This window comes from Nostoc sp. (assembly GCF_036918015.1).
Taxonomy (GTDB): Bacteria; Cyanobacteriota; Cyanobacteriia; order Cyanobacteriales; family Nostocaceae; genus Nostoc.
In genome coordinates, this window is record NZ_JBALEO010000072.1 from 1 (window position 1) to 26,132 (window position 26,132).

Below are 26,132 nucleotides of genomic sequence, written 5' to 3' on the forward strand. Positions count from 1 at the left end.
CTCACCGTAAGCATTCCCCAGATTATTTTGCGTCGTTGCCCAATTTTCAGAAAAGGCGCTGCGGGTGTAAACTTCGAGTGCTTGATTATAAGCAGCGATTGCTAATTCAATATTATCGGCTCGTTCTCCTTTTATTCTCTCACCGTAAGCATTCCCCAGATTATTTTGCAATGTTGCCCAATTTTCAGGAAAGGCATTGTGGGTTGTAACTTCCAGAGCAGCAGAATAAGCAGCGATCGCTAATTCAATATTCTCGGCTCGTTCTCCTAATATTCTGTTACGGTAAGCAACCCCTAGATTAATTTGCAATGTTGCCCATTGTTCAGGAAAGGCACTGCGGGTGTAAACAGATAGTGCTTGATTATAAGCAGCGATTGTTAATTCAATATTCTCGGCTCGTTCTCCTTTTATTCTCTCACCGTAAGCATTCCCAAGATTATTTTGCGTCATTGCCCAATCAACAGGAAAGGCGCTGCGGGTATATACAGTTAGGGCAATTTCGTAGCCAGCGATCGCAATTTCCATGTTGTTGGCTTTGCTACCTAAAGGAAAATCGCTAATCAGATTACTCAATATAACCATCACATAAGCAATGGATTCTGCTCTATCTGGTTCCGCTTCTGCTAGGGTATTTGTTGACCAACGGCGCAATAATTCTGCAAAAATATCATTGAGTTTATCGGTATTTGTAGCTAGCAATGGGTAAATTACTTGAGCATCGCCGTTGCTGTCTGCTGTTGCTTGCAGTATTTTTTGTAAAAATTGCCCGTAAGTCTCTATATCTTCTTGGGTGATGGGGGTAGTTTCTTGGGTAGTGAGAGATGTTGCTAAGTTTCTCAACCACTCGGCAGTATTTTCCTCTCCCTGCTGGGCAAAATGCTCTGCTGCTGCTACAACAACCTGCACAAAGTCAGCATCTAGCAATTCTGTATTCGCTGCTAATATCTCTGGTTCTTCCCCGCTAGGGCAATCTAGCAGGGTTTGAATTAGCTGATTATAAGCTTGTAGGCGCTGTTCGTTCATGAGCAGGTGTGAGTTAGACGCATCTTGATGAAGCTTCAATATTATCCTCAATTTCCGAAAAATTAGGGGATGAAAAGTTTTAGATCCTCCTTAAAAAGGCTACGGTGTACGCGCAAGTTATTGAATTACCCCACCCTAACCCTCCCCTTGTAAAGGGGAGGGAACTAGATAGATTTTCCATTTTCCCCCCTTTACAAGGGGGGATTAAGGAGGGTAATCCTGGGAATAATAAGCACAGTCCAGGAATATGAAAAAGTTGATGACAAAACTGTATAACCAAACCTCAGAAAGGCATAAACGGCAAACTCTCAGAAACAATATGCCCCCATCTGAAAAAATAGTTTGGGCAAAACTTAGAAATCAACAAATTGAAAGCTGTAAATTTCGTAGACAATATAGTATTGACAGATTTGTAGTGGATTTTTATTCTTCGGAGTTGAGACTTGCTATAGAAATTGATGGTGATAGTCACTATCAAGATGGAGTTCCAGAATATGACCGCGATCGCCAAGCATTTTTAGAATCAAAAGGTACGAGGTTTTTGAGATTTACGAATCAAGAGGTTTGTCAAGATATTGATGGTGTGGTGGATAAGATTAGGGAAGTTATTTGTAGGTTGAGGGAAGTTACCCCACCCTAACCCTCCCCTTATAAAGGGGAGGGAACTAGATAGATTCTCTTGTTTCCCCCCTTTACAAGGGGGGATTAAGGGGGGTAATTCAACTTGTGTGTACACCGTAGCTTATAAAGGGGAGGAATTTCGATGTTCTACTTTCCCCTTTCTAATATTATTTTGGCGATCGCATTTGTTGATTCGGAGTTCGCATTTGCTGATTCGGCGTTCGCATTTGTTGATTTGGAGTTCGCATTTGCTGATTTGGAGTTCGCATTTGTTGATTTGGAGTTCGCATTTGTTGATTTGGAGTTCGCATTTGTTGATTTAGCGATCGCATTTGTTGATTTAGCGATCGCATTTGCTGATTCGGCGTTCGCATTTGTTGATTTAGCGATCGCATTTGCTGATTTGGAGTTCGCATTTGCTGATTCGGCGTTCGCATTTGTTGATTTAGCGATCGCATTTGCTAATTGCACTTATTCTCAAACAACAAATAGATATGAAAAATGAGTAAAAATACAGATAAACTCGTAATTATTTCGTTGAAGTTTTAATGAAATAAATCCCCAAAATTACCCATTTCAGGCAAAAGGATACTCCACTATGTTGAAAAAGGAATTCTTAAAAAAAAGGATATCTCATGTCTTTAAGAACTCGTAGTTCTGCTGCTGTTGACAAAGCCCAACTTCGTCTCGCCTTGCTTAAATCCGTTGATGAAAATCTGGATTTAGGACATGGATTAAACATTGAAGCCTACAACTACCTCATTAATACTACTCGTGCGACGTTAGAAGCTCATAACACGCTTGTGTCCAATCTTGAAGAATCGCGTAAAACAATAATCCAGATGGATAAAGCCCTCTCCGAAATGTCTGAACGAATGCTAAGTGGAGTTGCAACTATCTACGGCAGAAACAGCATACAGTATTCCAAAGCTGGCGGCTCTAATGGAAAAAGAAATAAAAAATCTATTTCAAAAGTTGCTCCAGTTGTAGCGGTTCTTTCCACTCAACCGGCTCAAGCTGCAATTGCGAATGCGTCAACTAACGGTAACGGCACAACTCCTGTGCTGCAATAATCCACTTTTTGCATAAATCTAGTGCCGTGTCAAGCCTAAATTTGTGCATTAAATGTAAGTTGGGTTGATGTAAAGAAACCCAACATGGATCGTGTTGTTGGGTTTTGCAAAGCCTCAACCCAACGTACATTTAATCCATCTAAACTTTATAGTGGCGATAGCTACGATGGGCTACGCCTACGCCCTTGTGAAAGAGTCCGATATCATTACATATCAGCTTAAATTGATTACTTATCAGCCTGTAGCCGAGGTGATTGTCGAATGGATAAACTAAAAAAATATCAAGAAATAATTCAGCAACTTCTCGAAGAATATGCTGCGATTTCTAGCCAAGACTCAGAAATTGAAACTCAATTAATTTTTGACACAGAACGCCACCACTATCAACTTGTAAATGTCGGCTGGAAAAACCAACGTCGTGTCTATGGTTGTTTTATACATTTAGACATCAAAGATGGTAAAGTTTGGCTGCAACACAATGGGACAGAAAATGAAGTAGGAGAAGATTTAGCAAATCTAGGTATCCCCAAGCAGGATATTGTCATCGGCTTTCATTCGCCATTTAAGCGCCAATTTACAGATTATGCTGTAGGTTAAATATCAACAATCAACTAATTAGATAAAAACATCTCACAATCACTTCCATAATTGGTTCATATATTTAGTTTTAACCCGTCCAAATCAAATATAAGCCCTTGAGTTACGATAACACTTGCAAATACCTTGCCGAAAAATACCCTGGTGACTTTGCCAGATGGTTACTTGCATCTGACACCTCAGATATCCAAGTACTCAAAACCGAACTCAACCTCGAACCGATTCGTGCTGATTCGGTGACATTCCTGCAAATCGCCAACCAAATCTTACATTTAGAGTTTCAAACGACACCAAAATCTAAAACCCCGCTTGATTTTCGGATGCTGGATTACTACACCAGATTAAAGCGAGAATACTGGTGTGATATTGAGCAGGTATTGATTTTTTTACAACCCACCTCCTCAGAAATTGTTTTTAATACTCAGTATGTAGATAAAAAAACCAGACATGAGTATCGAGTAATTCGTTTATGGGAAGAAGATCCCACACCACTGCTAGCTAACCCTGCACTCTTACCACTGGCGACATTAGCCAGAACCGACTCACCCGCCGACTTGTTAACTCAAGTCGCTGTTAATGTCGATATGATTGAAGAAACAGACGAGCGACAAAATATATCAGCTTGTGTACAGGTTTTAGCTGGTTTGCGGTTTGATAAAAGTTTGATTACACAGCTTTTCAGAGAGGAAATTATGCAAGAATCTGTAATTTACCAAGACATTCTGCAAAAGGGAGAAGAACGAGGAAAGAAACAGGAGGCGCTACAACTGATTTTGCGTCTTTTAACACGTCGGGTTAGCGCAATTGAACCAGAGATAGAACAGCAGATTCGTACATTACCCATTACTCAACTAGAAGATTTAGCCGAGGCGCTATTGGATTTCTCCAATCAAAGCGATTTAGTCAATTACTTAGGAAATATCTCTTTAACTCAACCTAATCAGGAAGATTAAGAAACTATCTCTACGGGTAAGCAAGTTACCCACAGCATCTTATATAGCGGTTCTCAATTGTGCAAATAACCCCCAGCCCTTTCCCTGCTAGCGTTGGGGAGTGAGCATCAAAGCCTCTCTCCTAAAAGGAGAGAGGTTTGGAGAGAGGTCAAAATGTATTGCCTCCATTCGAGAAGGTTCAAATAATCAAAACTGCTGTAAACGCTAGGATTAAAATTTCTGGCTTACAGTGGAATGTTAAGAGTATCAACCAAATTCTTTCTGTTCGTTGTTGCCAAAACCGGATGCTCCCCACTCACGCCATTTCACAAAAAATATGATACAGATGCAAACGCCCAAACCTATGCTACGTTTTACTTTCTTAATTTTGAATTTTGAATACTTCTCCTGGTGGAGAGGCTACGCCAACGACAAGCTCAGTACAAGTTTTGAATTTTGAATTGGTATCACACCCCCTATTTTTCTTGAAAATATCTGAAAATATATGAAATTTAGAACCTGCAAATATCCTTTCGCACTCATCCTAGTCGGCTTCGGTTTTTTGCAGATAGCTGATGCTCAAACTCCTGTAGCTGAAACCTCCAAGCTATCTCAAGAAGTTTCTGTACTTCGGAAACAGGGCCCAAAAGGGTTAGAAGTATTTCTTAAATCCCATGCTAATACGTTAAATACCGCTTCTTCAGGAGCAGTTCTACCTTCCCCTGCACTTCGGGTAGCTTTAGACGAGCTTTGTCAACAACGGGACTGTTACGCCTCTCGTTTGTATTGGTACACTGATATAGAACAAGCCAAAGCTGCTGCTAGAACCAGTGGTAAACCCATTCTATCTCTGCGGTTATTGGGCAGGCTGGATCAAGATTTGAGTTGTGCTAATAGTAGATTCTTCAGGGTAGCGCTGTATCCGAATGTTGAAATTTCTAAACTGCTTCAAGACCGCTTTATTTTGCATTGGCAATCAGTGCGCCCTGTACCCAAAGTAACTATTGATTTTGGCGACGGACGCAAGTTGGAGCGAACGATTACAGGCAATAGCATTCACTATATATTGGATGCATCGGGTCGTCCAATCGATGCTATTCCAGGATTATATAGTCCCAAAGCATTTTTGCGACAGCTACAGCAGGCTGAATTAGCAGTAAAAAATTACAGTAAACTTACACCAAGCGATCGCGAGTCTTATTTAAGAAAATACCACAGCGATCGCTTAAATTCTATCCAAGCCCAATGGGTTGCAGATTTATCTCGCCTGGGTATCCAGTCTCCCCCTAAGTTGGTAGAAATTCCCAGCAATCCCAGTCAACCACCGACAGCAGAAATAGCAAGCTCTCTAGCTGTTTCTAAAATGAGAGTTGAAACGCCAATGCTAACTGCTCTCCAGTCTGGTGCTGAACGAAATCAAAACGCCTTAGCTGAAATTACTGACGAGAAAGTTTGGAACAAAATCGCTCAACTCTATGCCGCCGATGTCAAGCTAGATGGAAACAGCATTTCTTTAATCAAAGCTAAAAAGTCTCCGTCTACCAACACTCAAGAAGATAATTTGCCGATAATAGTGAAAAATTTTGAAGCCACAATGGCTTTAGATACAGTCAGAAATGAATATATGCTGCACAGCCAAATTCATCAATGGTTTATGCAGGGTAAGCAAACAAGGAGTGTGGAAGCGCTCAATGAACAAGTATACGGACAACTATTTTTAACTCCTAGTTCTGACCCTTGGTTGGGGCTTTTCCCCAGCGATAGCTACAGCGCCATTGATAATGATGGCATTCGTTAGTAGCTCATAAACTGATGTAAGTAAAAAGGAGTGATGAGATTTTATAGCATTGACACCTCACCCATCACTCCTCATAACTTGCGCGTTGATTAGCTGTTACGCATTGTTAAATTACACCAGCTTACTACTTCATTTATCCTCTAACTAAAGAGGCGGATAATTATTAAGTTAATACGTGCTTTTGTATACAAATATTTTTAACTTATTCATATCTATCTTGGCAATTCTAGATATACGAGTTCGACTATTGCTTGTTCTAGATAGTTTTACTGTAAGAATTCAGCACCTAGGAGTCAGGAGTCAGAATTTATCAGGAATCTAGAATGATTGGTATATTTATTCATCAAATGCTCTGCTGATTCTTTAACTATTCTGAATCCTGAGTTCTGATATCATATCCGCCAAATTACCCATAATTAAAGAACCCCACCTCGCCAAAGCTGTGCTTTGTCTCCCCTCCCCGCAGGCGGGGAGGGGTTGGGGGTGGGGTGATTCGGGTTTAATAAGTAATCAAGCGGACATAATATAACTCCTGAATTCTTACGTTTTACTCTTACCTATGCCAGATAGTCCCATAATGAATTTGAAAATTGAAAGGCTCAGATTCCGAACTTTTTTAAGAAGTTGTGAATTTTATGAATAGGCAATGTATTCAGAATCACAAACAAACTTAACTTAGATTCTATGCCTTTAGTAGTAGTTGCTTAATTCTTGTGATGGAAGTTTGGGAAAGTCTTATCAGTTATTCTTAGTAACAATGGAAACAATTATCATTTGGACTAAATCATTCATTGGGGGAATGACAAAACGGATTAAACAATGATAACCAGAAATTAAGGTTGAAATGCAGGGTTTTCCAACTGTGATATCTTATCTAATTTCTTTGTTAGTCATCATTTTGACTGGCTTATCAGTTTAGTCAAAAATTAGCATAATCTTAGAACAGGAGATTTGGCACTCGTATTTAGCTGAGTTTACAGCGTTTTCCCACCAAAGGTAGAAGTAATACTTAGCAAAACACCGTAAAATCTCTTGTAAAAAAACATCTGGGTGGCGAAAGTTATCAATGGACGCTTTATAATTTGCTAGATTCAATTTACTTTGAGAATCTAGGTTGAATGCTAAACGTGTCATTTAAAAACTAGCCCATCTGTAGCGACTGTGGAATATAAGTTGTCGAAAACCTCAAATAAATGTAGTTTTATAAGTTCAATTGGATAAAAATTGCAGTTTACAACCAGTTAAATTTATTACTCAATAAAATTATAAATGATGCAATTTTTTTAAGGATTTACCTAGTAGATTTTTTTGCTCAACCTCTGCAAGCAAGTAGCCCGGATTTAAGGTGAACATAGAAAAATTTATCCAACGCGCAGAAGTATTGCACAAGCGTTTAGCAGATTTATACGAAACTGCTAGTGTACTACCTTGGATTTCCCCGGATCTGCTGCCGCAAGCTTTCAAGGAACTCTATAACACCTCAAAGGTAGTACAATTAGCGGCGGAGGATCTTTATCAGCAAAATGAGGAACTAGTAAAAACACGAAATTGGCTAGAAGCAGAACGCCAACACTACCAAGATTTATTCGAGTTAGCGCCAGACGGCTATTTAGTGACTAATACAGAAGGAATCATCCAAGAAGCTAACCTCACCGCAGCTAAGTTGTTGAATGTTTCCAAGCATTTTTTAGTGGGCAAATCAATAGTTAACTTTGTCCTTCTAGAAGAACGTCAGCAAATTCGCAACGAACTGATGCAGCTATCGCAATCAGACAGAGTTAGAGAGTTATTGGTACGTTTGCAGCAACGTTATGGTGAGTTCTTTGATGCGGCTTTGACAGTGGGAGTTATCCGCAATCACCAAGGTGAGGCAATCTCTTTGCGCTGGATGCTGCGTAATATTACCGAGCGTCAGCATTTAGAATCAACAATAGTCAAGAACGACGATAACATCTTTAGCGATGCCTACGGCGGTAAACTACGCCCCATACATAAATATACTAAAGGAGAAACTATTCTCCTCAACCCCTTAATAATTTGGTATGTTTCTCAGGGTTTAGTCAAACTCACTACCTACTGTGAAACGGGTGAAGAAGTGCTGATAGGATTGGCAACCACAGGAATGGTTTTTGGTTCTAGTTTGACATCTTTAAACATTTACCAAGCAACAGCTCTTGCTGATGTTGAGTTGGTGTCAATTTACGCGGCAGAGATAGCAGCTTCTCCAACACTAAGCCATACGCTTTTACCAAAAATTAATCAGCGGTTACAGCAAACAGAATCTTTTTTAGTCATTTGTGGAAGACGACGGGTACAAGAACGCTTGCACCATCTATTACAACTTTTGAAACGAGAAGTGGGTGAAACTGTACCAGAGGGAACTCGTTTAAGTGTTCGCTTTACTCACGAAGATTTTGCTAGCGCCTGCTGCACCACCAGGGTAACAATTACACGATTGATGGGTAAATTACAAGAAGAAGGTATAATCAGTTTCGATTTCAAAAAACATATTATATTGAGAGATGTTGATTAATTAGTTCGCTGTAGATTGATTATATTTTTCTTAAGCAAAGATAAGTTGCCAGCCAATCAGGAAAATTGCTATATCTGCAAAAACATGGCTGATGTATCCAGGCCAAATTGAGGAATAATTTAAGTAGCACCATGACCAAATCGCCCCTGCTATAAACACCCCCAATGAGCATAACGTTGTTGCACGCCAGTCGAAGTAAGCTGCCAAACCAACAACGTGATGAATCGTAAAAAACAGTGCAGATAGTACTACAGCTAAAGGACTTGATACCAAAATTTCACATTTACGATAGACAAACCAACGCCAGACAAATTCCTCAAGTAAAGAGTTAATAAATATCCAGTACACTGAACCTACTAAGTAAATCACAAAACTGTTCAATCCAACTTGTGTTGCTCGATCGCGAACATATTCAACATCTATCCATTTTGCTCCCAGCAGCCAATAAACAATCAAGATGATGCCTAGCATCAATAGCCCTAATCCGACTCCAGCCAATAAATCGCGTCTTTTAGGATATTCAACTTTTAAATTCTCTTTATCGACAAATAATAACCAAATAATCGGTAGTACCAACAACCAGATTTTAGCTAATAAAGCTACTAAATGTCCTTGAAAGCCAGGGAGTATATATAGTTGAGTTGTAATACCAATGCTCGGAACTGGCACAAGTAACAACAGAGCTAGTAGTGCATTTTGATTTTGGTTAGCTTTTAGCATGGGATGGTTTTAACTTTTAGACCACATCTATTTTGAAATCCATAGTTTTTATATCAAGTTAGGATGATTACTTGTAATAAAATCTATATTAACGAGATTTACTATTAATACTGTTGGTTAAGGCAAGAGACGCGATGAATCGCCGTCTCTACAATAATTGCGATCTAGAATTTTCATCAAAAAACCTTAACCAAACTGTATTGGTTTTACTATTAATTTTTATATGCAAACTATAAGACATGAGTATCATAATCAGACTTGAATAAAGTGACACTTTGTATATTGCCACATAAATTTAATACTAAAACTTGTATTAATTTGTGTGTAATATTCCTGCGATCGCAGCATTTTGATAATGATTTATTGTGCTGATATAATTACACATAATTAAAAGCAACGTTGTGACGGTCTGGGATTTGAGGCGAACATCAATACTCATTGTACTAAGTAAAACTTTACGTAAAAATGTAGCGTTTTTAAACTTACAGACACGTAACGCTATGCAAATAGGGAATTCAAAATGTACCCAAAATAATGTATATGTGATTGAGGGCGTATTGCTAAAATCGCGATGTCTAGATTGGGCTACGCCTACGCAACATTAAAAGCGGCTATGCATACATTTGGAAAAAAAACTCCATCATTGGGCTACATTTTAGCACTGGATTTAGGTACGACAGGCAACCGCGCCTTTGTATTTAACGCAGACGGCAAGATTGTTGGGCAAGCATATAAAGAATTAACTCAGTATTATCCTCAGCCAGGATGGTTAGAACATGACCCTCAACAAATCTGGCAAGATACCTGTTGGGTGATGCAAACCGCAATTGCAAATGCCCAGATTGCACCATCAGCGATCGCAGCTTTGGGACTAACTGTACAGCGCGAAACCTGTTTGATTTGGGACAAAACTACTGGTAAACCAATCCATAGAGCGATCGTCTGGCAAGATCGCCGCACTGCTCCCCTTTGCCACCAGTTACAAGAACAAGGCTATGCTGATGAAATTTACGATCGCACCGGATTAATCATTGATGCTTACTTTTCAGCCACTAAACTCCGATGGCTATTAGACAATGTTACAGATGTTGACCTGAATAATGTCTTGGCAGGTACTATTGATAGCTGGGTACTGTGGAATCTCACAGGTGGAAAAGTCCACGCTACTGACCACAGCAACGCCAGCCGTACAATGTTGATGAATCTCAAAACCTGTGAATGGGATGAGACTTTACTGGATCTGTTTCAAATTCCGGCTCATATTTTGCCCCAGATTCAGCCGAGTTTAGGAGTATTTGGAGTTACTGATGCGACTTTGTTGGGTGCTGAAATTCCCATTACTGCCATCTTGGGAGATCAGCAAGCAGCTCTATTTGGTCATGGCTGCGATCGCCCCGGTTTGATGAAATGTACTTACGGGACTGGTAGCTTTTTAGTTGCTCACACAGGCGATAAAATTGTACGCTCGCACCATCAACTCATTTCGACAGTGGCATGGACACAAGCAAATACCAGCGATACCTTAGATGTCGGCTATGCCCTTGAAGGTAGTATGTTTACTAGTGGAGCTTGTATTCAATGGTTGCGCGATCGCCTGAAGTTGATTAAAACTGCTGCTGAAACTGAAGGGATGGCCAATCAGGTAAAAGATAATGGCGGAGTCTACTTTGTGCCAGCATTTAGTGGATTAGGCGCACCCTACTGGGATATGAGCGCCAGGGGAGCCTTTTTCGGCATTACCGCCAGTGTACAACCAGAGCATCTCGTTCGCGCTGTGTTGGAAGCGATCGCTTATCAAGTTCTGGAGGTGGTGCAAGCAATTAACGCATCTAGCAGTACTCCAGTTGGGCGATTAACCGTAGATGGTGGTGCTTGCGAGAATAATTTTTTGATGCAGTTTCAAGCTGATGTTTTAGGTATTCCAGTTGAACGTCCGATAATGCGCGATACAACCGTTCAGGGTGCAGCATTTGCGGCAGGTTTAGCTGTAGGATTTTGGGAGAGCTATGAATCATTGGTGGAACAACGGCAAATTGAGCGCGTGTTTGAGCCGAAGAGTGATTTCCCCTTGTCCAAATTTGGTACTTGGCAAAAAGCAGTGAAACGTACTCTAGCTTGGGAGGAGTAACCGATCCAAAAACGAGTTAAAGCGAAAATTCATATCCTGAAAGGGGGAAGTCGAAGCAACAAACACTATTACAATCAAGCAAATTGATGGAGTATTGATTTATCATGCCCTACAGTCAATTCACCATTGACCGAGTGAAACAAGATTTTCATCTGAGTACTGTCGAAGGAGTCCGCTTTTTCCCAGACTCGATTGAACCTATTACTCCAAGCTTCAGACTGCAAGGTATTTTAGAAGATTTACCGTGGGCGATCGCAGTAGATACAGAAAAAGCTCGTTCAGAGGCAATAATTAATCCTATCTTGTTAGAAGTGCGACGCATCTTCAATTCCACAATTAGCGTGTTTTCAGGGGAAGAGTTTAACGTTGATGCGAGTATTGGACTCAACGATGTATGTGACTTCCTACTTTGCCGTTCACCTGAACAATTAACGGTGGAAGCACCTGCAATTGTCATTGTTGAAGCAAAAAAATCAGATTTAAAATCTGGGTTGGGATAATGCATTGCAGAAATGGTAGCTGCACAGCGATTCAACCAAGCAAGAGAACAAACCTTAACAGCAGTTTACGGTACTGTAAGCAGTGGAACCCAATGGCGATTTCTGAAACTAGAGGGACAAACAGTCACAATTGATTTAATGGATTATTCTCTTCCTCCTATTGAACCAATTCTGAGCTTTTTGGTGTGGATGGTGAAAGCAGGTTAATTTCATTTAAAAATCGATCGTTAAAATAACTCTTACTTTGTCAAAATATCACTCTCATATAATAAGAAGCACATGACCACTAAACCGAAGATTTTCATTGATGGAGAATCAGGAACCACAGGCTTACAAATTTACTCACGCCTGAACCAACGGGATGATATCGAGTTAGTTAGCATTGAAGCATCTAAACGTAAAGATGCAAATGAGCGAACCAAACTAATCAATGCTGTTGATGTTATTATTCTCTGCCTGCCTGATGATGCAGCCCGCGAAGCTGTTAGCTTAGTCAGTAATACTAGGGTTAAGATCCTTGATGCTAGTACTGCCCATCGCACAGCTAAAGACTGGGTATATGGCTTCCCCGAACTAAATCCAGGACAGCGAGAGAAAATCGCCAGCGCCCAGTTTGTCAGCAATCCGGGCTGTTATCCCACAGGATTTTTAGCTTGTATTCGTCCGTTGATTGCCAAAGGACTCCTGAACAGTAACTTTCCCATCACCGTTAATGCAGTGTCAGGTTACTCTGGTGGCGGCAAGAATCTCATTAAACAGTATCATACCTTCCACGAACAGCAAGCCGGGGCAGAATCACTCTACCCTTATGGCATCTACGGTTTGCAGTTTGGGCATAAGCACGTCAAAGAAATGCATCAGTATTCGGGGTTAGCATCACCGCCACTGTTCGTACCAGCCGTGGGAGATTTTGAGCAGGGGATGTTAGTACAGATACCTTTACCACTGGGAACTTTGGATAATCCACCATCAGGTAAAGTTATCTATGAAGCGATCGCTGACTATTACCAAAGTGAAAAGTTCGTGCAGGTTGCTCCATTCCAAGATTCTACACTGCTGAGAGACGGAACATTTCTGGATGCGATCGCACTGAATAATACCAATATTGTTCAGGTTTTTGTATTCGCCAATGACACTACTAAAGAAGCGTTGCTAGTTGCTCGTCTTGACAATCTGGGTAAAGGCGCATCAGGAGCCGCAGTCCAAAACCTAAACATCATGCTCGGTTTTCCAGAAGAGTTGGGATTGTCATGAAAAAGGGTTAAGGAGTGGGGGCAGGGGAGCAGGGGAGTGCGGATAAATTATCCATGACTACCACTGCTCCTGACCATAAATTTGGCACTAAAAACTTCTCAATAAGTAGGTGGATCTAAATAAATATAAGATAGTTCGTCATTGCGTACTCCTTTGGAGAACCCGTTGGCGCAGCCTCTCCAAGAGTTGGGTACGAAGTGAAGCAATCGCAAAGACTGAGATTGCTTCACTTCGTTCCGTACCCTACGGGAACGCCAAGGGCGAACGCAATGACATCTTATATTTAATTGCGTCTGCTTACTTAAATACTTTAAAAGCTTTGCTATCCATTGAATTATTCATTGTCATTAAGGGTACTCCGCTTTGTTTGTTTTCCGATTTAATCCTAATTGTCAATATTGATTCCAAAGACATCGAAATTTACGGCATTGGTGCGAGAGGAGATGTTTATAAAAAATAATTAGTAATTTAATAACTGGGAATTAGCAAAGTAATTCTGGAAAATACACTGAGGCTTGAAGTTACTAAACAAAGTAGTATTTAATTCAAGTAGTTATACTGTGTATTATGTTTAAGCCTCTATCATTTGTTTTAGTTGCAGCTACCGTTCTAGTTGCATCAATCAATAATCCCAGTGCTACCTTAGCTCGAACTTGTGCCTCTAAGTGTGGGTCGCACCCAATTCAGTTTACACCTGGGCAATCCATCCGGGTTGAAGTTATAAATAGTACACCCAACCTAATCAAAATTCAAAAACCCTCCGGGACTGATGCAATATCCTTGAGTCCAGGGCAGAAATTAAATCTAGAACAAATAGAGGGTACTGAGCCAAATACATCTCTGATATTTTGGAGCGAAAAGGGTTTATCACTACAAGCCATAGTCTCCAAACCTAACTTTGGCACGTTGCGGCTAGAACTCCGTCCGACTTGGCGCTCTCCAGGCGATCGCTCGTTATATATTATGGATGATGGTAGAGTAAACGTGTTATAGGTAGCAAATAATGTTATTAGTTATGAGTTAAGAAACAACTTTCAATTCAACACTCATAACTCTTGTACAGACGCGATTGATCGCGTCTCTACTCCTAACTCCTAACTTTTATTGTGCTAGACCGACCTGTATCTGAACTTTCAAAGCCTCGCCGACGCTTACCCGATCAGCGCTGGCAAATTTATCCGCAAAAACCAGAAATTGCCCAAAATCTGGCAGCTTTGACAAATCTTTCACCGATTATCAGCCAGCTGTTGATTAATCGGGGTATGGAAACACCAGAACAGGTACAAGCATTTTTAGAGCCAGAGTCTTTAGTTTTGCCATCGCCGTTAGAAGATTTCCCAGATTTAGCGATTAGTTTGGAGTTGTTGGAAAATGCGATCGCTTCTCAAACAAAAATTGCGATTTGTGGTGATTACGATGCTGATGGGATGACCAGCACAGCTCTACTTTTGCGTAGTCTCCGTACTTTAGGCGCACAAGTAGATTATGCTATCCCCAGCCGGATGCATGAAGGCTACGGTATTAATAAACGTATAGTTGAAGAATTTCACAGCGAAGGTGTGGGGCTAATTCTGACTGTCGATAATGGTATCTCTGCGTTTGAACCAGTTGCTAGAGCTAGAGAACTTGGTCTTGCAGTAATTATCACCGATCACCATGATATCCCCCAAAAATTACCACCAGCTAATGCTATTCTGAACCCTAAACTAATAGCCGAATCCTCACCTTATCGGGGTGTTGCTGGTGTTGGTGTCGCCTACATTTTGGCAGTGTCTCTAGCACAACAGCTAGGGGCGACTAAGGGGTTGATCCAGCCGATGTTAGCACTATTTACACTGGGAACGATCGCAGATTTAGCCCCCTTAACTGGCGTGAATCGTCGCTGGGTGAAACGTGGTTTACAGCATTTACCCAAATCCAACTTACCTGGTATACAGGCGTTGATTCAGGTAGGTGGAGTACAGGCGAGGGGAGATGAGGGAGCAGGGGAGCAGGGGAGCAGAGGAGCAGAGGAGAAAATTTCTAATACTTCGGCTTCGCTCAGTACAAGTCCAAAATCCAAAACTTGTACTGAGCGAAGTCGAAGTATCCAAAATCCAAAATCGCTAAAGCCTGAAGATATCGGGTTTCGCTTGGGGCCGCGAATTAATGCTATTGGTCGGATTGGTAATCCCCAGACTGTGATTGAATTGCTGACTACAGATGATATGGGGGTGGCGCTGGAAAGAGCAATGCAGTGCGAACAAGTCAATGCTTCTCGCCAGGAGATGTGTCAGCAAATTGAACAAGAAGCGATCGCTTATGTAGAGAGAGAATTTGTTGCATCTCTACAGCAAGACCGTGTATTAATTGTTGTTCAACCTAATTGGCATCACGGCGTTATTGGGATTGTCGCCTCCCGCTTGGTGGAACGCTATGGTGTTCCCGTGTTCATCGGTACTTATGAAGATGAGGGACATATACGCGGTTCAGCACGCTCAATTCCAGAGTTCCATGTATTTGAAGCTTTGGAATATTGTCATGATTTACTAGGCAAATTTGGCGGACACAAAGCAGCCGGGGGATTCTCTCTACCAGCAGAAAATTTACAGATGCTGCGATCGCGTTTGATTGAGTTTGCTAACCAGTGTCTTGAACCCCAGCATCTCAAGCCCCTGCTCAAAATTGATGCCGAAGTCAACCTCAATCACATTAATCAGCAGCTTTATCAACAGCTTAATGCTCTGCACCCCTGCGGTATGGACAACCCCGATCCAGTTTTCTGGACACCTAATGTCCAAGTAGTTGAGCAAAAAATTGTTGGTAAGGGTCACATCAAACTGACAATTGCCCAAACTATTGATAATCAGGAGTATAAAATTAAAGCGATCGCTTGGCGTTGGGGCGACTATTTCCGCTTACCATCGCGAGTAGATGTTGCTTACAAACTGCGAGAAAATTACTTTAACGGCAACACCACCATTGAACTAGAGTTAATCGGTGTCAGGTTGCCAATTCAGCTTCAACAATTTTTTGCTTCGCCACCTATTCAGTCAAGCACCAACTTTGAATATAACCAGCGACAATATACTTGTGGTTTCTATAAAAACGGTATTGAAGCAGAATTAAGAATTAAAAATTCTGAAGGTAAAGTTTTGGCTATGCAGCCAGGACATATAATTGGTTTGCTAGGGATTAATCGGCAAAACGCCAAAGAAGTTGATATTTCTCAACCACAGTATGACAATATTATCCAAGCTGCCCTTCAGGCGTTATCAGTATTGAGTGCTGATTCATGAGTTATCAGTGTTTAAATTCCAAAATTTTCTTCTACTCAGCACTCAGCACTCACTACTCAGCACTCTTATAGGTTGCCGTTGCGAAATGCCAGCACAAAGATCACTGCTGGGCCAGCAATCACAATTAGCGCCACGGACAGCAATTGGAAGATAACTTCCCAATTGATACTGGTAAAAGCGTTAAACAAGTCAGACACAGCATCAAACATTTTTCTTTTCTCCTTTCAATTGCCTTAAAAAATTCAATAACTTAATTACAAAACCCGCAATCGATCATATCTGGCTATGGGTTGTTAGATTTAATTTACTTAACAAAATTATAAGAAAAGATATAAAAACGTAAAATAGGGGGATTGGGGACTGAGGAATGGGGGACTAGTTCGGTTAAGGCAAGAGACGCGATGAATCGCCGTCTCTACAATAATCAGTCTTTCGTTTTGATGGCAATTTATCGCGTCTTTGCGATCTCGAATTTTCATCAAAAAATCTTAACCGAACCGTATTGATTCCCAATCCCCAATCCCGAATCCCGAATCCCGAATCCAAAATCCAAAATCCAAAATGTCAACTTGGCAATGTATAAAGCAATGTGGAGCCTGCTGTAATCTCGATCCAGCAGAGCGTCCAGATTTGGAAGACTATCTCTCACCACCAGAACTAGAACTCTACCTCAGCATGGTAGGCGAAGAGGGATGGTGCGTTAATTTCGACCACACCACGCGAGAATGTCGCATCTACGCCAATCGTCCTCGCTTCTGTCGCGTGGAAACAGAAGTGTTTCAAGATATGTATGGGGTTGAGCCAGAAGAAGTCAACGATTTTGCTATTGACTGCTGTCGCCAGCAAATAGAAGGAGTATACGGCGATCGCAGTTTAGAAATACTACGCTTCGACAAAGCTGTTGGCCTTTGACACTTCCACCCTCCTTTTTTGTATGTAGTTGCAATTTATGACAAAAATATGAGAAAATGATAGAAATATGAAAAGACCCTAGCAACCAAAACTACTGCCTAATGAAACTTGACTCTGTACCTTTGGAGATTTCTGGCATATCTCAGACTGAGGTTGAGCTAGAACTGGAAGATAGCAATGATTTAAACTTAACTCCTGCGATCGCTCTGTCAGTTCAGCCTGTAATTGCCGATAGTCCTCAAAAGCAGCAATCAGTGTTGGTAGTTTTTGGTACGACTTTTGTAACCATTTTCCTAGCAGAAATTGGAGATAAGACTCAGCTATCCACTCTGTTAATGAGCGCACAATCTCATTCGCCGTGGGTGGTATTTATCGGATCTGCGGCGGCGCTAATAACTACCAGCCTATTAGGCGTACTTTTAGGTAGTTGGATAGCCAATCGACTCAGCCCGAAAACTGTAGAAAAATCAGCCGGGGTGATGTTGTTAGTAATTTCTATAATGCTGTTTTGGGATGTATTTACTAGTCATTAGTCATTAGTCATTAATCTCTCTCACTCCCCCATAAATAATATGGATTGGCATTTATTAGGACTTAGCTTTATTACAGTTTTTTTATCAGAATTGGGTGACAAAAGTCAGCTAGCGGCGATCGCACTTTCAGGACGTTCTAATTCTCCACGTGCAGTATTTTTTGGTGCAGCAGGCGCATTGCTGTTGACAAGCCTATTAGGATCGTTAGCAGGGGGTGCAGTAGCCGAATTACTACCTACACGCGTTTTAAAAGCGATCGCGGCTGTAGGATTTGCCATACTTGCGGCACGCCTGCTGTTATTTAACAATGAACCATCAGCAGATTCTGAACAAACACCTTAGAGAAGAATTCAGAATTCAGAATCCAGGAATCAGAATTACTCTTCGTGGAGGATTAGAATTATCTAATGACTCGAATTAATACCGAGTACTGACCGGAGGCGGAGCGTCTCCGGCTGCGCTCCTGAGTTCTGAATTCTTATTTTTAATACTGAATTCTGACTCCTGAGTTCTGAATTCTTCTTTACAAAACTTCCCAAGCAGTTCCTTTATAGCCGTATTGAAAAATTTCTGGATGCAAAATTTCTGCCAAAATTTCTAGAGAATCTACCAGTCGCGGCCCTGGACGATTGAAGTAAGAATTGCCATCAGTAATGTAGACTCTACCAGCCTTGGTAGCGTGTAGTTTTTCCCACTCTGGACGTTGAGTTAATAAATTGGCTTCTTTGCGAGTGCGGTTTAAATCAAAGCCACAAGGCATAAAAACAATTATATCGGGATTAGTTGTTACTAGTGTTTCCCACGGCAGGATCGGAGAAGGCTGACCTGTAGCGCAAAATAGAGACTGTCCTCCTGCTAAGTTAACTAATTCAGGAATCCAATTAGCGGCGACCATCAAAGGATCAGTCCACTCGATACAGGCGACGGTAGGCAGTTCATCTAAAGAAAGTCCTTGGATTTTTTGCTGACAGATTTTGACGCGAGCTTGTAAATTTTCTAAGACTTTTACCGAGTCTACGCTAAAGGTATTGCCGACTCGCTCAATGTCAGCCCAAACATCCTGGAGAATATTGGGTTGTAAAGAAATAATCTGAGGTTTACTGTCAATGAGTGTAGTAACTGCCTTTTCAACATCATGTAAGCTAACAGCACAAACATCGCACTGGTCTTGAGTGAGAATATGAGTAGGCTGCAATTGCTCTAAAACATCTGTTTTGATTTCATAAATACTAAGAGCAGATTGCAATAACTTGTTCACTTCATCGTTAATTTGGCTGCTGGATGCATTACTGTTTAAACGTGCTTGGGTACAAATGGGGCGATTGAGGATTTCTGGAGGGTAATCGCATTCGTGCGATCGCCCCACAATAGCATTAACCAACCCTAGTGTCGCTAAAATCTCCGTTCCACCGGGAATCAAGGAAACAATTCTTACATCACTATCTGTCATCGCTCCACCTCCGCAAAACCTGCCGTCACCTTAATTTTGGCAGAATTTGAGCCATTAGGTATCTTTCTCTAGGAGAATCAAGGGTGTTTTGGTACTCAGCACTAAGCAAGAAATTGTACTGAGGATTGGGTATTGGGAAAAACTCTTTCCAATACCCAGTCCCAGATTAAAAATACTATACTACTTATACTACTTGATAGTAGAATTACTTAATAGTGAAATTACTTGAAATGCTAATTATCCCCTGGCAAAAATCACTGGTATGAAGTAATAGAAGTGATGAGCAAAATCTAGTTTAGAACTCATTAATCAGAATCATAAAATTTGATTAGAAAAATTATACTTTCCGGTTATGAAAAACTATATCAAGTAATTGTAGTTATACAAAGACAGTTCTACTTTTTCCGTAAAACTGCAAGTCCAAATTATTTCTTCTTGAGGGCAACTAATGCAAGTGGTGTCAGCTAGAGATATTACAGAGCAGAACCAGGCCCAAGAGGCTTTACGAATCAGAGAAAATAGTCGGCGAAAACAAAGCCAGACGCTGGTGCAACTGGCAAGAAGCAAAACATTTCAGCAAGGTAATCTCAATGCCGTGTTGAGGGAAATCACAGAAACTGCTGCTCAGACGCTTTTAGTAGAGCGAGTTGGGGTATGGTTATATAATGAAGAACGTTCAAAAATTGAATGCATTAATTTGTATGATGTCAGGACTAAGGAGCATACCCTTGGTAACTCTCTTTTAAAAACAAATTTTCCTGCTTATTTCCAGGCTTTAGAAGAGGAGCGTACTATTGCTGCGGAGAATGCCAGAAACGATCCCAGAACCCAAGAATTATCCGAGTCTTATCTTTCAGTTTTGGGCATCACATCTATACTAGACGCACCAATTTGGCTAGAAGGTCATTTGGTAGGCGTAGTGTGCCACGAACACATAGGTGAAGGTCGCCAATGGACTTTAGAAGAAGAGAGTTTTGCTGGCTCAATTGCAGATTTTGTGACGCTGGCCATAGAAGCGAGTGAGCGAAACGTGGTAGAGGAAGCACTACGACAGAGTGAGGCACAATTTCGGGCGATTTTTGAGCGTTCCTCTATCGGCATTGGTCTGATAGATATGAAAGGGCAAATAGTCGATACTAATCTGGCACTGTGCGAGATTTTAGGATACAGCCGAGAAGATTTATACGGCAAGCGCTTTACAGATTACATTTCCATAGAAAGGGAGGATTTAAAACTTTACAAACGACTGATGTCAGGAATTCGCACAGACTTAAAGAGAACTTCGAGGGAAGGTTTACAACCCTCCAACCATCAGAAACAGCTTGTCGAAAGACATCGTATTGAGATAGAAAGATGCTGCCAGCATCAAAATGGTAGCTTAGTTTGGACTCATATCTCTGTTTCTGTTATACCAGGCAGCAATGGGGAACCTGAGTTTTTTCTAGCGATGATTGAGGATATTACTGAACGTAAGCAAACAGAGTTGAAACTACGCGCCTCTCAAGAAGCAGCAGAAGCTGCCAGTCGAGCAAAAACTGAATTTTTAGCAACCATGAGCCATGAGTTGCGGACGCCTCTCAATGCGATTATGGGTTTGTCACAGTTATTGCAACAAGAAATAGTTGGCTCTCTGAATGAAAAGCAGAACGAATATGTAAGTTGTATATATAGTAGTGGCGAACATCTGCTGGCAGTGATTAACGATATCCTTGACTTATCTAAGGTAGAAGCAGGTAAAGAGGAACTGTTACTATCATCGTTGTCAGTGGCAGATATATGTAATTATGCCATCTGGACAGTGCGCGATCGCGCCTCCGAAAAGGGATTGCAACTCACACATAAAATTGATCTAGAAGCGGATATTTGTATTGCTGATGAGCGGCGCATCAAGCAAATGCTACTCAACTTGCTGACCAATGCCATTAAATTCACCCCAGCAGGTCTTGTATCGCTGGTAGTCAAAAAAGTGCCACAAGGGATAACGTTTACAGTTTCAGATACTGGCATTGGTATAGATTCAAGCCAGTTTCAATTTCTATTTGAACCGTTTAAACAGCTTGACAGTCGGTTAAATCGGCAGTACGAAGGCACTGGTTTGGGTTTAGCCTTGACGCGGAAATTAGCACGTTTACATGGTGGAGATGTGACCTTTACATCAATTTTAGGAAAGGGCAGTCAATTCACTCTGTTTCTACCAAATTCAGAGCATCCGGGAAATGGGGAAAATGAGACAAATGAGATAGATAAGATAGATGAGACAGAAGAGGAAGCAAATTTTACCTCGTCCTCCTCTTCTTCAGTCATCCCCACAAATAAAACTATTTTGCTTGTAGAAGAAGAGGAAAATACAGCAACAGTGTTGCAAGATTATCTCCACACAATTGGCTACCAAGTCAAGTGGATAGATAATAGTAACGACTTTTTGAAACAGGTACAAAGCTTCCAACCAGATTTAGTTTTTTTTGATTTGCAGTTAGTAAAGGATGTTCATATCTTGAATTTGTTAAATATCCTTAGAAAAGAGCCTTATCGGGAACATTTACCGATTGTAATGATGACCTTTAGCGAACCTTTAGAGGAGGAAATTGCCATGCTGCCAGGTAGTGTTAATGATTTCCTTGTCAAGCCAATTCGCATAGTCCAGCTAGAGTCAGTTCTAATGAAATATTTTAGTTAAGGGATTTCCAAGAAATAAATTATCCAAAAAAACGTAGGCTACCACAGAGACGCAGTATTTCGACTTCGCTCAATAACCGGGCACGGAGAGATGAAGAAGAGAGAGGATTGTTGTACGATATTTTTGGATGTTTTTTAATTTGGAAGTCTCTAATTGCTCATACAAATACATTTTTTTCTGAACGCCGAATGAAAAAATACTAGATCATTTTACTTGAATGTGAAAATATTTTTCTCATTTTCACATGGAGAATACTAGCTTCTTCAAATATTTCCCCTTCTTCTATAAAATCCAACTTTTTGTATAAATCTTTCACGTATTCTTGAGCATGAATCACTACTTCTGGAATATTTTGTTGAGCTATCACCTGTAGGGCATTTTCCATAATTTTTTTACCAATACCTTGCCCTCTAACTGTCGATAAAACAGCTAACCTTTCTATTTTGGCAGTTTTATCATCTAAATATCTGATTCTAGCAGTACCGACAGCTTCCATATTTAAATAAGCAATTAGATGATCGGATATTTCATCTTTGCCATCAAATTCTAAAGCGGGGTCTACCCCTTGTTCTTCTTGAAAAACTGATTTTCTTATTGCTTGAATTGCCGGAAAATCTTTAGGTAATTCAGCAACTTTTATAACTAAATTACTCATGAAACTCTCTTTGATGTTAATACCTATTGTAGTTTAATGTGAGTTTGATGCACCTCTCCATAAAGTGCAAGCCTGTCCCTCTACGGTGTACACACAAGTCCTTCTGACCGCCTCTAACTCCCCCGATGCCTTGGGGGAGAACCGGATATTTCCCCCCTTTACAAGGGGGGATTAAGGGGGGTAAATCCAGGATTAGGGCTTCATTACCAAGATGTGTGTACACCGTAGGACTCGGAGAGGGAGGGTTTTACGCAGTAAAATCAGCGAGAGGTGTTTTGATTGGGCTAATTAGACGGACACTATATTAGCTGTGGAATTCACGTTATTTTAATCTGCTCCTTCAATTGGTGCAAAACCTTGACGTTGAATATTTTCTGTAACCGCGCGTGGTTCCAAAAATTGCAGTAAGTAATCAGGGCCGCCTGCTTTAGAACCTACTCCAGAAAGTTTGAATCCACCAAAGGGTTGCCGTCCAACGATCGCTCCGGTAATATTGCGGTTGATGTACAAATTGCCGACTTCAAACTCTGTCTGCGCCTGCTGAATGTGAGAAGGCGTTCTAGAATAAAGCCCGCCAGTTAAAGCGAAGTTTGTACCGTTGGCTACTGCTAAAGCTTCCTGGAAATCTTTCACCCGAATTACCGCCAGCACAGGGCCAAAAATCTCTTCCTGGGAAATTACCGCATTTGGCGATACTTCACTAAAGATGACTGGCCCGATAAAATATCCTTGTTCGGGTGCTGGTAATTCCAAAGCTAATTGTGATTCTGCCTTACCCTTCTCAATATACTCGCGGATGCGATCGCGGGCATTGGCATCAATTACTGGCCCAACTTGTGTACTCGGTAACTCTGCTTCCCCAATATTTAAGGATTTCGTCGCTTCCACCAACCGCTCCACAAAGGCATCATAAATCGGTTGCAACACAATCACCCTGGAGGCGGCAGAACATTTTTGGCCGCTGTAACCAAATGCCGACTGCACTACCCCAACAACAGCTTGGTCTAAATCAGCACTTTCATCGACGATAATGGCATTCTTGCCACCCATTTCCGCAATCACCCGTTTCATGTGCTTTTGTCCGGGTTTCAAAGTTGCCGCTTCTGCGTAAATTCGACAGCCGACTTCTTGGGAACCTGTAAAAGCAATTACATGAGTATCTGGATGATTTACCAAATAAGCACCAACTTGCGAACCCTTCCCAGGTACGTATTGAAATACACCTTTAGGAAAACCAGCATCTACCAAGATTTCTGTAAATTTCGCTGCAATTACAGAAGATGTTTCCGCAGGTTTGAGGAGAGTGCAATTGCCTGAAACCAAAGCTGCAACTGTCATACCACAAGCGATCGCTAGCGGGAAATTCCAAGGAGAAATCACGACAGCAATTCCTCGCGGCTGGTAAATATAACGATTAGTTTCACCAGGAATGTCATAATTCACACCTTTATCTAACCGTTCAATCTCATCAGCGTAGTAACGACAAAAGTCTATCGCCTCCGAAACCTCTCCATCAGCTTCCTTAACTGGTTTCCCAACTTCCAAAACTATCCAAACTGAAAGTTCAGCGCGGCGGAGTTCCATCAAATCACCCGCTTTTCGCAAAATATCAGCGCGTTGTTTAGCTGGTGTTTTCTTCCATTCAGGAAACGCCGCTTTCGCAGCTTGCATCGCCTGTTCCGCTTGTTCAACGCTAATCAACCCAACTTTACCAATTACCTCACTGAACTTAGAAGGATTGAGAGAATCAACAAATTCCGGCGTGTTGACATACTCGCCATTAATCAGTGGTAAATAAGTTTTACCCAACTGTTGGCGAACATTTTGGAAAGCTTGCGCCGCCTTGGTTCTCACCTCTTCCTCAGCGTAATCGGTATCAGCAGCACCAGAAAAATGAGAGTTAGGAGTTAAGAGTGAGGAGTTAGGAGTTAAAGAGTTGTTTTCTTCTTTGACAATCGGCGGCGCTAATAACTCTTCAATCGGTCGATTTTCGAGATTTTGCCGTAAAAAAGAACTATTAGCGGTATTTTCCAACAACCGGCGAATTAAATACGCCATTCCAGGTAATAATTCACCGTAGGGACAGTAAACTCTGACTCGATAACCTTTGTCAACCAAAGCCTTAGCAACTTTATCTCCCATACCGTAGAGGACTTGCAACTCAAAGCGACGGCGAGGGACATTTAAACTTTCAGCTATGGCAATGGCGCGAGAGTGCGATCGCACATTATGGCTACCAATGGCAGAATAGACATATTGATGATTTTCTAACAACAACTGAGTGATGATTTCAAAGTTAGCATCAGTTGCGGCTTTGTCGTTGTAAACTGGCTGTTGCCAATGCTTTTGGGCTGCTTTAATCGTTTCTTGATCCCAATATGCGCCTTTCACCAAGCGAATTGTCAGAGGATAACCACGTTCTTTCAACCAAGAAATTACGTCTTCGGTATCTTGTTCGCTATCACGCAGATATGCTTGAATTGTGATGCCAATATCTGTGCGTTGCCGAAATTCTTCTTCTAGTAAGAGTTTTTTCAGAATGCTGAGAGTTATGTCCTTATAGGCATACTGTTCCATATCAAAATGGACAGCTGCGCCTAATTCTTTAGCACGACGTAAGAGAATCCGAATGCGATCGCTAACTCGCTCCTCACTACCCTTAGCATCTAATGGATCAAATTGGGAATAAAACGCCGTTAACTTAACAGAAACCTGAACTTTGGGTATCGGTTCGCCATCAGCCTCATCAATCGCCGGAATAGCTGACCAATTCTTCGATGCTTCCACCAATTGTTGCATTAATTCTAGATAGCGTTCTAGATAAGACTGCGCTTCCGCTTCGGTAATTACGGCTTCACCAAGTAAATCAATGGTGAAAGCCATTTTCTCTTTTCGCAGGCGTTCAACTGTTTTGATGACTTGTTTAATATTTTCCCCAGAAATATATTTATGGGCAAGCGTCTCAACCGCTGTCCCAACGGTTGTCGCAGCAACTTGTCCAGGCATGGAGTCGGGGTTAGCAAAGTTTAGCATTCCCTTCAAAGCTGCCGGTAATTCTACAGATTCATCGCCTAAATATTCTTGTAAATGTGAGGCAATTTCTGATTTACTGTGTAAAGCAGGTAGCGTGTCTATAAAGCGAAATAGTTGCACCCGCAAGCCAGGGTTACTCATTGCCCAAGCTAGTAATTTATCATCCCAACGCATTTGATCCCGCAGGGAAGAAAAAAATGAACGATTTTCCTGCGTTGCGGCTAGAAGTTGTTTAGCAATTTCTTGGGTTTTAGCTTCGTAGGTGCTTGTTTGTACTTGTAATACCACTGATAATAACTCCGTTAATCAAGGCAAGGCTTTTTGTACAAAGCCTGTGTCTTCTATTTTGACGCTTTCATTTAGCTGTCACCATTATGCGGAATTCGTAATTGCCATACCGTAAGGATTTCATTGA

The 26,132-nt window shown here is 41.2% G+C and carries 21 protein-coding genes and 2 pseudogenes; 16 read left to right on the forward strand and 7 right to left on the reverse strand.

The window, feature by feature from the left end:
• A pseudogene (locus V7K61_RS18965) lies at window positions 1-1,023 on the reverse strand (CHAT domain-containing protein); the annotation flags it as partial.
• 259 nt (window positions 1,024-1,282) lie between these two features.
• On the opposite strand from V7K61_RS18965, the gene V7K61_RS18970 reads away from it, so the two are divergent.
• Entirely contained in the window at window positions 1,283-1,663 is a 381-nt protein-coding gene (locus tag V7K61_RS18970) for an endonuclease domain-containing protein (protein ID WP_335055544.1), read from the forward strand.
• A 148-nt stretch (window positions 1,664-1,811) separates the two neighbouring features.
• Here the strand turns inward: V7K61_RS18970 and V7K61_RS18975 are convergent, their stop codons facing one another.
• On the reverse strand, window positions 1,812-2,102 hold the full coding sequence (locus tag V7K61_RS18975; RefSeq protein ID WP_335055546.1) for a hypothetical protein: 291 nt from the start codon (window positions 2,100-2,102) through the stop codon (window positions 1,812-1,814).
• 177 nt (window positions 2,103-2,279) lie between these two features.
• On the opposite strand from V7K61_RS18975, the gene V7K61_RS18980 reads away from it, so the two are divergent.
• The 5 genes from V7K61_RS18980 to V7K61_RS19000 all read left to right on the forward strand — a co-directional run bounded on the left by V7K61_RS18980 (window position 2,280) and on the right by V7K61_RS19000 (window position 8,577).
• Complete coding sequence (locus tag V7K61_RS18980; protein ID WP_335055548.1) at window positions 2,280-2,717, forward strand: hypothetical protein; 438 nt, start codon at window positions 2,280-2,282, stop codon at window positions 2,715-2,717.
• A gap of 261 nt (window positions 2,718-2,978) precedes the next feature.
• A complete protein-coding gene (locus tag V7K61_RS18985; protein ID WP_335055550.1) occupies window positions 2,979-3,314 on the forward strand; it encodes a XisI protein in 336 nt (111 codons plus the stop codon).
• A gap of 98 nt (window positions 3,315-3,412) precedes the next feature.
• A complete protein-coding gene (locus V7K61_RS18990; RefSeq protein WP_335055552.1) occupies window positions 3,413-4,267 on the forward strand; it encodes a DUF4351 domain-containing protein in 855 nt (284 codons plus the stop codon).
• A 484-nt stretch (window positions 4,268-4,751) separates the two neighbouring features.
• The gene (locus V7K61_RS18995; protein WP_335055554.1) at window positions 4,752-6,044 is read left to right on the forward strand and encodes a hypothetical protein; all 1,293 of its coding nucleotides are present in this window, start codon (window positions 4,752-4,754) and stop codon (window positions 6,042-6,044) included.
• Between the two features lie 1,345 nt (window positions 6,045-7,389).
• Window positions 7,390-8,577, forward strand: coding sequence for a PAS domain S-box protein (locus V7K61_RS19000; protein WP_335055556.1), 1,188 nt, complete (start codon window positions 7,390-7,392; stop codon window positions 8,575-8,577).
• Window positions 8,578-8,607: 30 nt separating this feature from the next.
• On the opposite strand, the gene V7K61_RS19005 is transcribed toward V7K61_RS19000, so the two are convergent.
• Window positions 8,608-9,297: a CPBP family intramembrane glutamic endopeptidase gene (locus V7K61_RS19005; RefSeq protein WP_335055557.1), complete on the reverse strand. Its 690-nt coding sequence runs from the start codon at window positions 9,295-9,297 to the stop codon at window positions 8,608-8,610.
• Window positions 9,298-9,910: 613 nt separating this feature from the next.
• Between V7K61_RS19005 and glpK the strand changes: the two genes are divergently transcribed.
• From glpK to V7K61_RS19035, 6 genes and pseudogenes are all read left to right on the forward strand, one after another.
• A complete protein-coding gene (gene glpK, locus V7K61_RS19010; RefSeq protein WP_335055610.1) occupies window positions 9,911-11,425 on the forward strand; it encodes a glycerol kinase GlpK in 1,515 nt (504 codons plus the stop codon).
• Window positions 11,426-11,529: 104 nt separating this feature from the next.
• Window positions 11,530-12,132: pseudogene (locus V7K61_RS19015) on the forward strand (hypothetical protein).
• A gap of 72 nt (window positions 12,133-12,204) precedes the next feature.
• Window positions 12,205-13,179, forward strand: a complete 975-nt coding sequence (argC, locus tag V7K61_RS19020) for an N-acetyl-gamma-glutamyl-phosphate reductase (protein WP_335055559.1) — start codon at window positions 12,205-12,207, stop codon at window positions 13,177-13,179.
• Window positions 13,180-13,288: 109 nt separating this feature from the next.
• The gene (locus V7K61_RS19025; RefSeq protein ID WP_335055561.1) at window positions 13,289-13,639 is read left to right on the forward strand and encodes a hypothetical protein; all 351 of its coding nucleotides are present in this window, start codon (window positions 13,289-13,291) and stop codon (window positions 13,637-13,639) included.
• A gap of 107 nt (window positions 13,640-13,746) precedes the next feature.
• Window positions 13,747-14,172: a hypothetical protein gene (locus tag V7K61_RS19030; RefSeq protein ID WP_335055563.1), complete on the forward strand. Its 426-nt coding sequence runs from the start codon at window positions 13,747-13,749 to the stop codon at window positions 14,170-14,172.
• Between the two features lie 113 nt (window positions 14,173-14,285).
• Window positions 14,286-16,457 (forward strand): single-stranded-DNA-specific exonuclease RecJ, encoded by a 2,172-nt coding sequence (locus V7K61_RS19035; protein WP_335055565.1) that lies wholly within the window; start codon window positions 14,286-14,288, stop codon window positions 16,455-16,457.
• 65 nt (window positions 16,458-16,522) lie between these two features.
• On the opposite strand, the gene psb30 is transcribed toward V7K61_RS19035, so the two are convergent.
• Entirely contained in the window at window positions 16,523-16,666 is a 144-nt protein-coding gene (psb30, locus tag V7K61_RS19040; RefSeq protein WP_069068686.1) for a photosystem II reaction center protein Ycf12/Psb30, read from the reverse strand.
• Window positions 16,667-17,018: 352 nt separating this feature from the next.
• Between psb30 and V7K61_RS19045 the strand changes: the two genes are divergently transcribed.
• The 3 genes from V7K61_RS19045 to V7K61_RS19055 all read left to right on the forward strand — a co-directional run bounded on the left by V7K61_RS19045 (window position 17,019) and on the right by V7K61_RS19055 (window position 18,244).
• On the forward strand, window positions 17,019-17,369 hold the full coding sequence (locus tag V7K61_RS19045; RefSeq protein WP_335055567.1) for a YkgJ family cysteine cluster protein: 351 nt from the start codon (window positions 17,019-17,021) through the stop codon (window positions 17,367-17,369).
• Window positions 17,370-17,470: 101 nt separating this feature from the next.
• On the forward strand, window positions 17,471-17,902 hold the full coding sequence (locus V7K61_RS19050) for a TMEM165/GDT1 family protein (protein WP_335055569.1): 432 nt from the start codon (window positions 17,471-17,473) through the stop codon (window positions 17,900-17,902).
• A 39-nt stretch (window positions 17,903-17,941) separates the two neighbouring features.
• On the forward strand, window positions 17,942-18,244 hold the full coding sequence (locus tag V7K61_RS19055) for a TMEM165/GDT1 family protein (RefSeq protein WP_099100177.1): 303 nt from the start codon (window positions 17,942-17,944) through the stop codon (window positions 18,242-18,244).
• 181 nt (window positions 18,245-18,425) lie between these two features.
• On the opposite strand, the gene V7K61_RS19060 is transcribed toward V7K61_RS19055, so the two are convergent.
• On the reverse strand, window positions 18,426-19,352 hold the full coding sequence (locus V7K61_RS19060; protein ID WP_335055571.1) for a cobalamin-binding protein: 927 nt from the start codon (window positions 19,350-19,352) through the stop codon (window positions 18,426-18,428).
• 448 nt (window positions 19,353-19,800) lie between these two features.
• On the opposite strand from V7K61_RS19060, the gene V7K61_RS19065 reads away from it, so the two are divergent.
• Window positions 19,801-22,029, forward strand: a complete 2,229-nt coding sequence (locus V7K61_RS19065; RefSeq protein ID WP_335055573.1) for a hybrid sensor histidine kinase/response regulator — start codon at window positions 19,801-19,803, stop codon at window positions 22,027-22,029.
• A gap of 199 nt (window positions 22,030-22,228) precedes the next feature.
• Here V7K61_RS19065 and V7K61_RS19070 read toward each other — a convergent pair whose 3' ends face one another.
• Both V7K61_RS19070 and pruA read right to left on the reverse strand, forming a co-directional pair.
• On the reverse strand, window positions 22,229-22,684 hold the full coding sequence (locus tag V7K61_RS19070) for a GNAT family N-acetyltransferase (protein ID WP_335055575.1): 456 nt from the start codon (window positions 22,682-22,684) through the stop codon (window positions 22,229-22,231).
• A 327-nt stretch (window positions 22,685-23,011) separates the two neighbouring features.
• Entirely contained in the window at window positions 23,012-26,005 is a 2,994-nt protein-coding gene (gene pruA, locus V7K61_RS19075) for an L-glutamate gamma-semialdehyde dehydrogenase (RefSeq protein WP_335055577.1), read from the reverse strand.
• Window positions 26,006-26,132: the final 127 nt, after the last annotated feature.

What these genes read in the sequence shown, in the direction of transcription:
- V7K61_RS18970 (WP_335055544.1), top strand. Translation starts at nt 1,283, where the DNA reads ATGACAAAACTGTATAACCAAACCTCAGAAAGGCATAAACGGCAAACT.
- V7K61_RS18975 (WP_335055546.1), bottom strand. Translation starts at nt 2,102, where the DNA reads ATGCGATCGCTAAATCAACAAATGCGAACGCCGAATCAGCAAATGCGA.
- V7K61_RS18980 (WP_335055548.1), top strand. Translation starts at nt 2,280, where the DNA reads ATGTCTTTAAGAACTCGTAGTTCTGCTGCTGTTGACAAAGCCCAACTT.
- V7K61_RS18985 (WP_335055550.1), top strand. Translation starts at nt 2,979, where the DNA reads ATGGATAAACTAAAAAAATATCAAGAAATAATTCAGCAACTTCTCGAA.
- V7K61_RS18995 (WP_335055554.1), top strand. Translation starts at nt 4,752, where the DNA reads ATGAAATTTAGAACCTGCAAATATCCTTTCGCACTCATCCTAGTCGGC.
- V7K61_RS19005 (WP_335055557.1), bottom strand. Translation starts at nt 9,297, where the DNA reads ATGCTAAAAGCTAACCAAAATCAAAATGCACTACTAGCTCTGTTGTTA.
- glpK (WP_335055610.1), top strand. Translation starts at nt 9,911, where the DNA reads ATGCATACATTTGGAAAAAAAACTCCATCATTGGGCTACATTTTAGCA.
- argC (WP_335055559.1), top strand. Translation starts at nt 12,205, where the DNA reads ATGACCACTAAACCGAAGATTTTCATTGATGGAGAATCAGGAACCACA.
- V7K61_RS19030 (WP_335055563.1), top strand. Translation starts at nt 13,747, where the DNA reads ATGTTTAAGCCTCTATCATTTGTTTTAGTTGCAGCTACCGTTCTAGTT.
- psb30 (WP_069068686.1), bottom strand. Translation starts at nt 16,666, where the DNA reads ATGTTTGATGCTGTGTCTGACTTGTTTAACGCTTTTACCAGTATCAAT.
- V7K61_RS19045 (WP_335055567.1), top strand. Translation starts at nt 17,019, where the DNA reads ATGTCAACTTGGCAATGTATAAAGCAATGTGGAGCCTGCTGTAATCTC.
- V7K61_RS19050 (WP_335055569.1), top strand. Translation starts at nt 17,471, where the DNA reads ATGAAACTTGACTCTGTACCTTTGGAGATTTCTGGCATATCTCAGACT.
- V7K61_RS19055 (WP_099100177.1), top strand. Translation starts at nt 17,942, where the DNA reads ATGGATTGGCATTTATTAGGACTTAGCTTTATTACAGTTTTTTTATCA.
- V7K61_RS19060 (WP_335055571.1), bottom strand. Translation starts at nt 19,352, where the DNA reads ATGACAGATAGTGATGTAAGAATTGTTTCCTTGATTCCCGGTGGAACG.
- V7K61_RS19065 (WP_335055573.1), top strand. Translation starts at nt 19,801, where the DNA reads ATGCAAGTGGTGTCAGCTAGAGATATTACAGAGCAGAACCAGGCCCAA.
- V7K61_RS19070 (WP_335055575.1), bottom strand. Translation starts at nt 22,684, where the DNA reads ATGAGTAATTTAGTTATAAAAGTTGCTGAATTACCTAAAGATTTTCCG.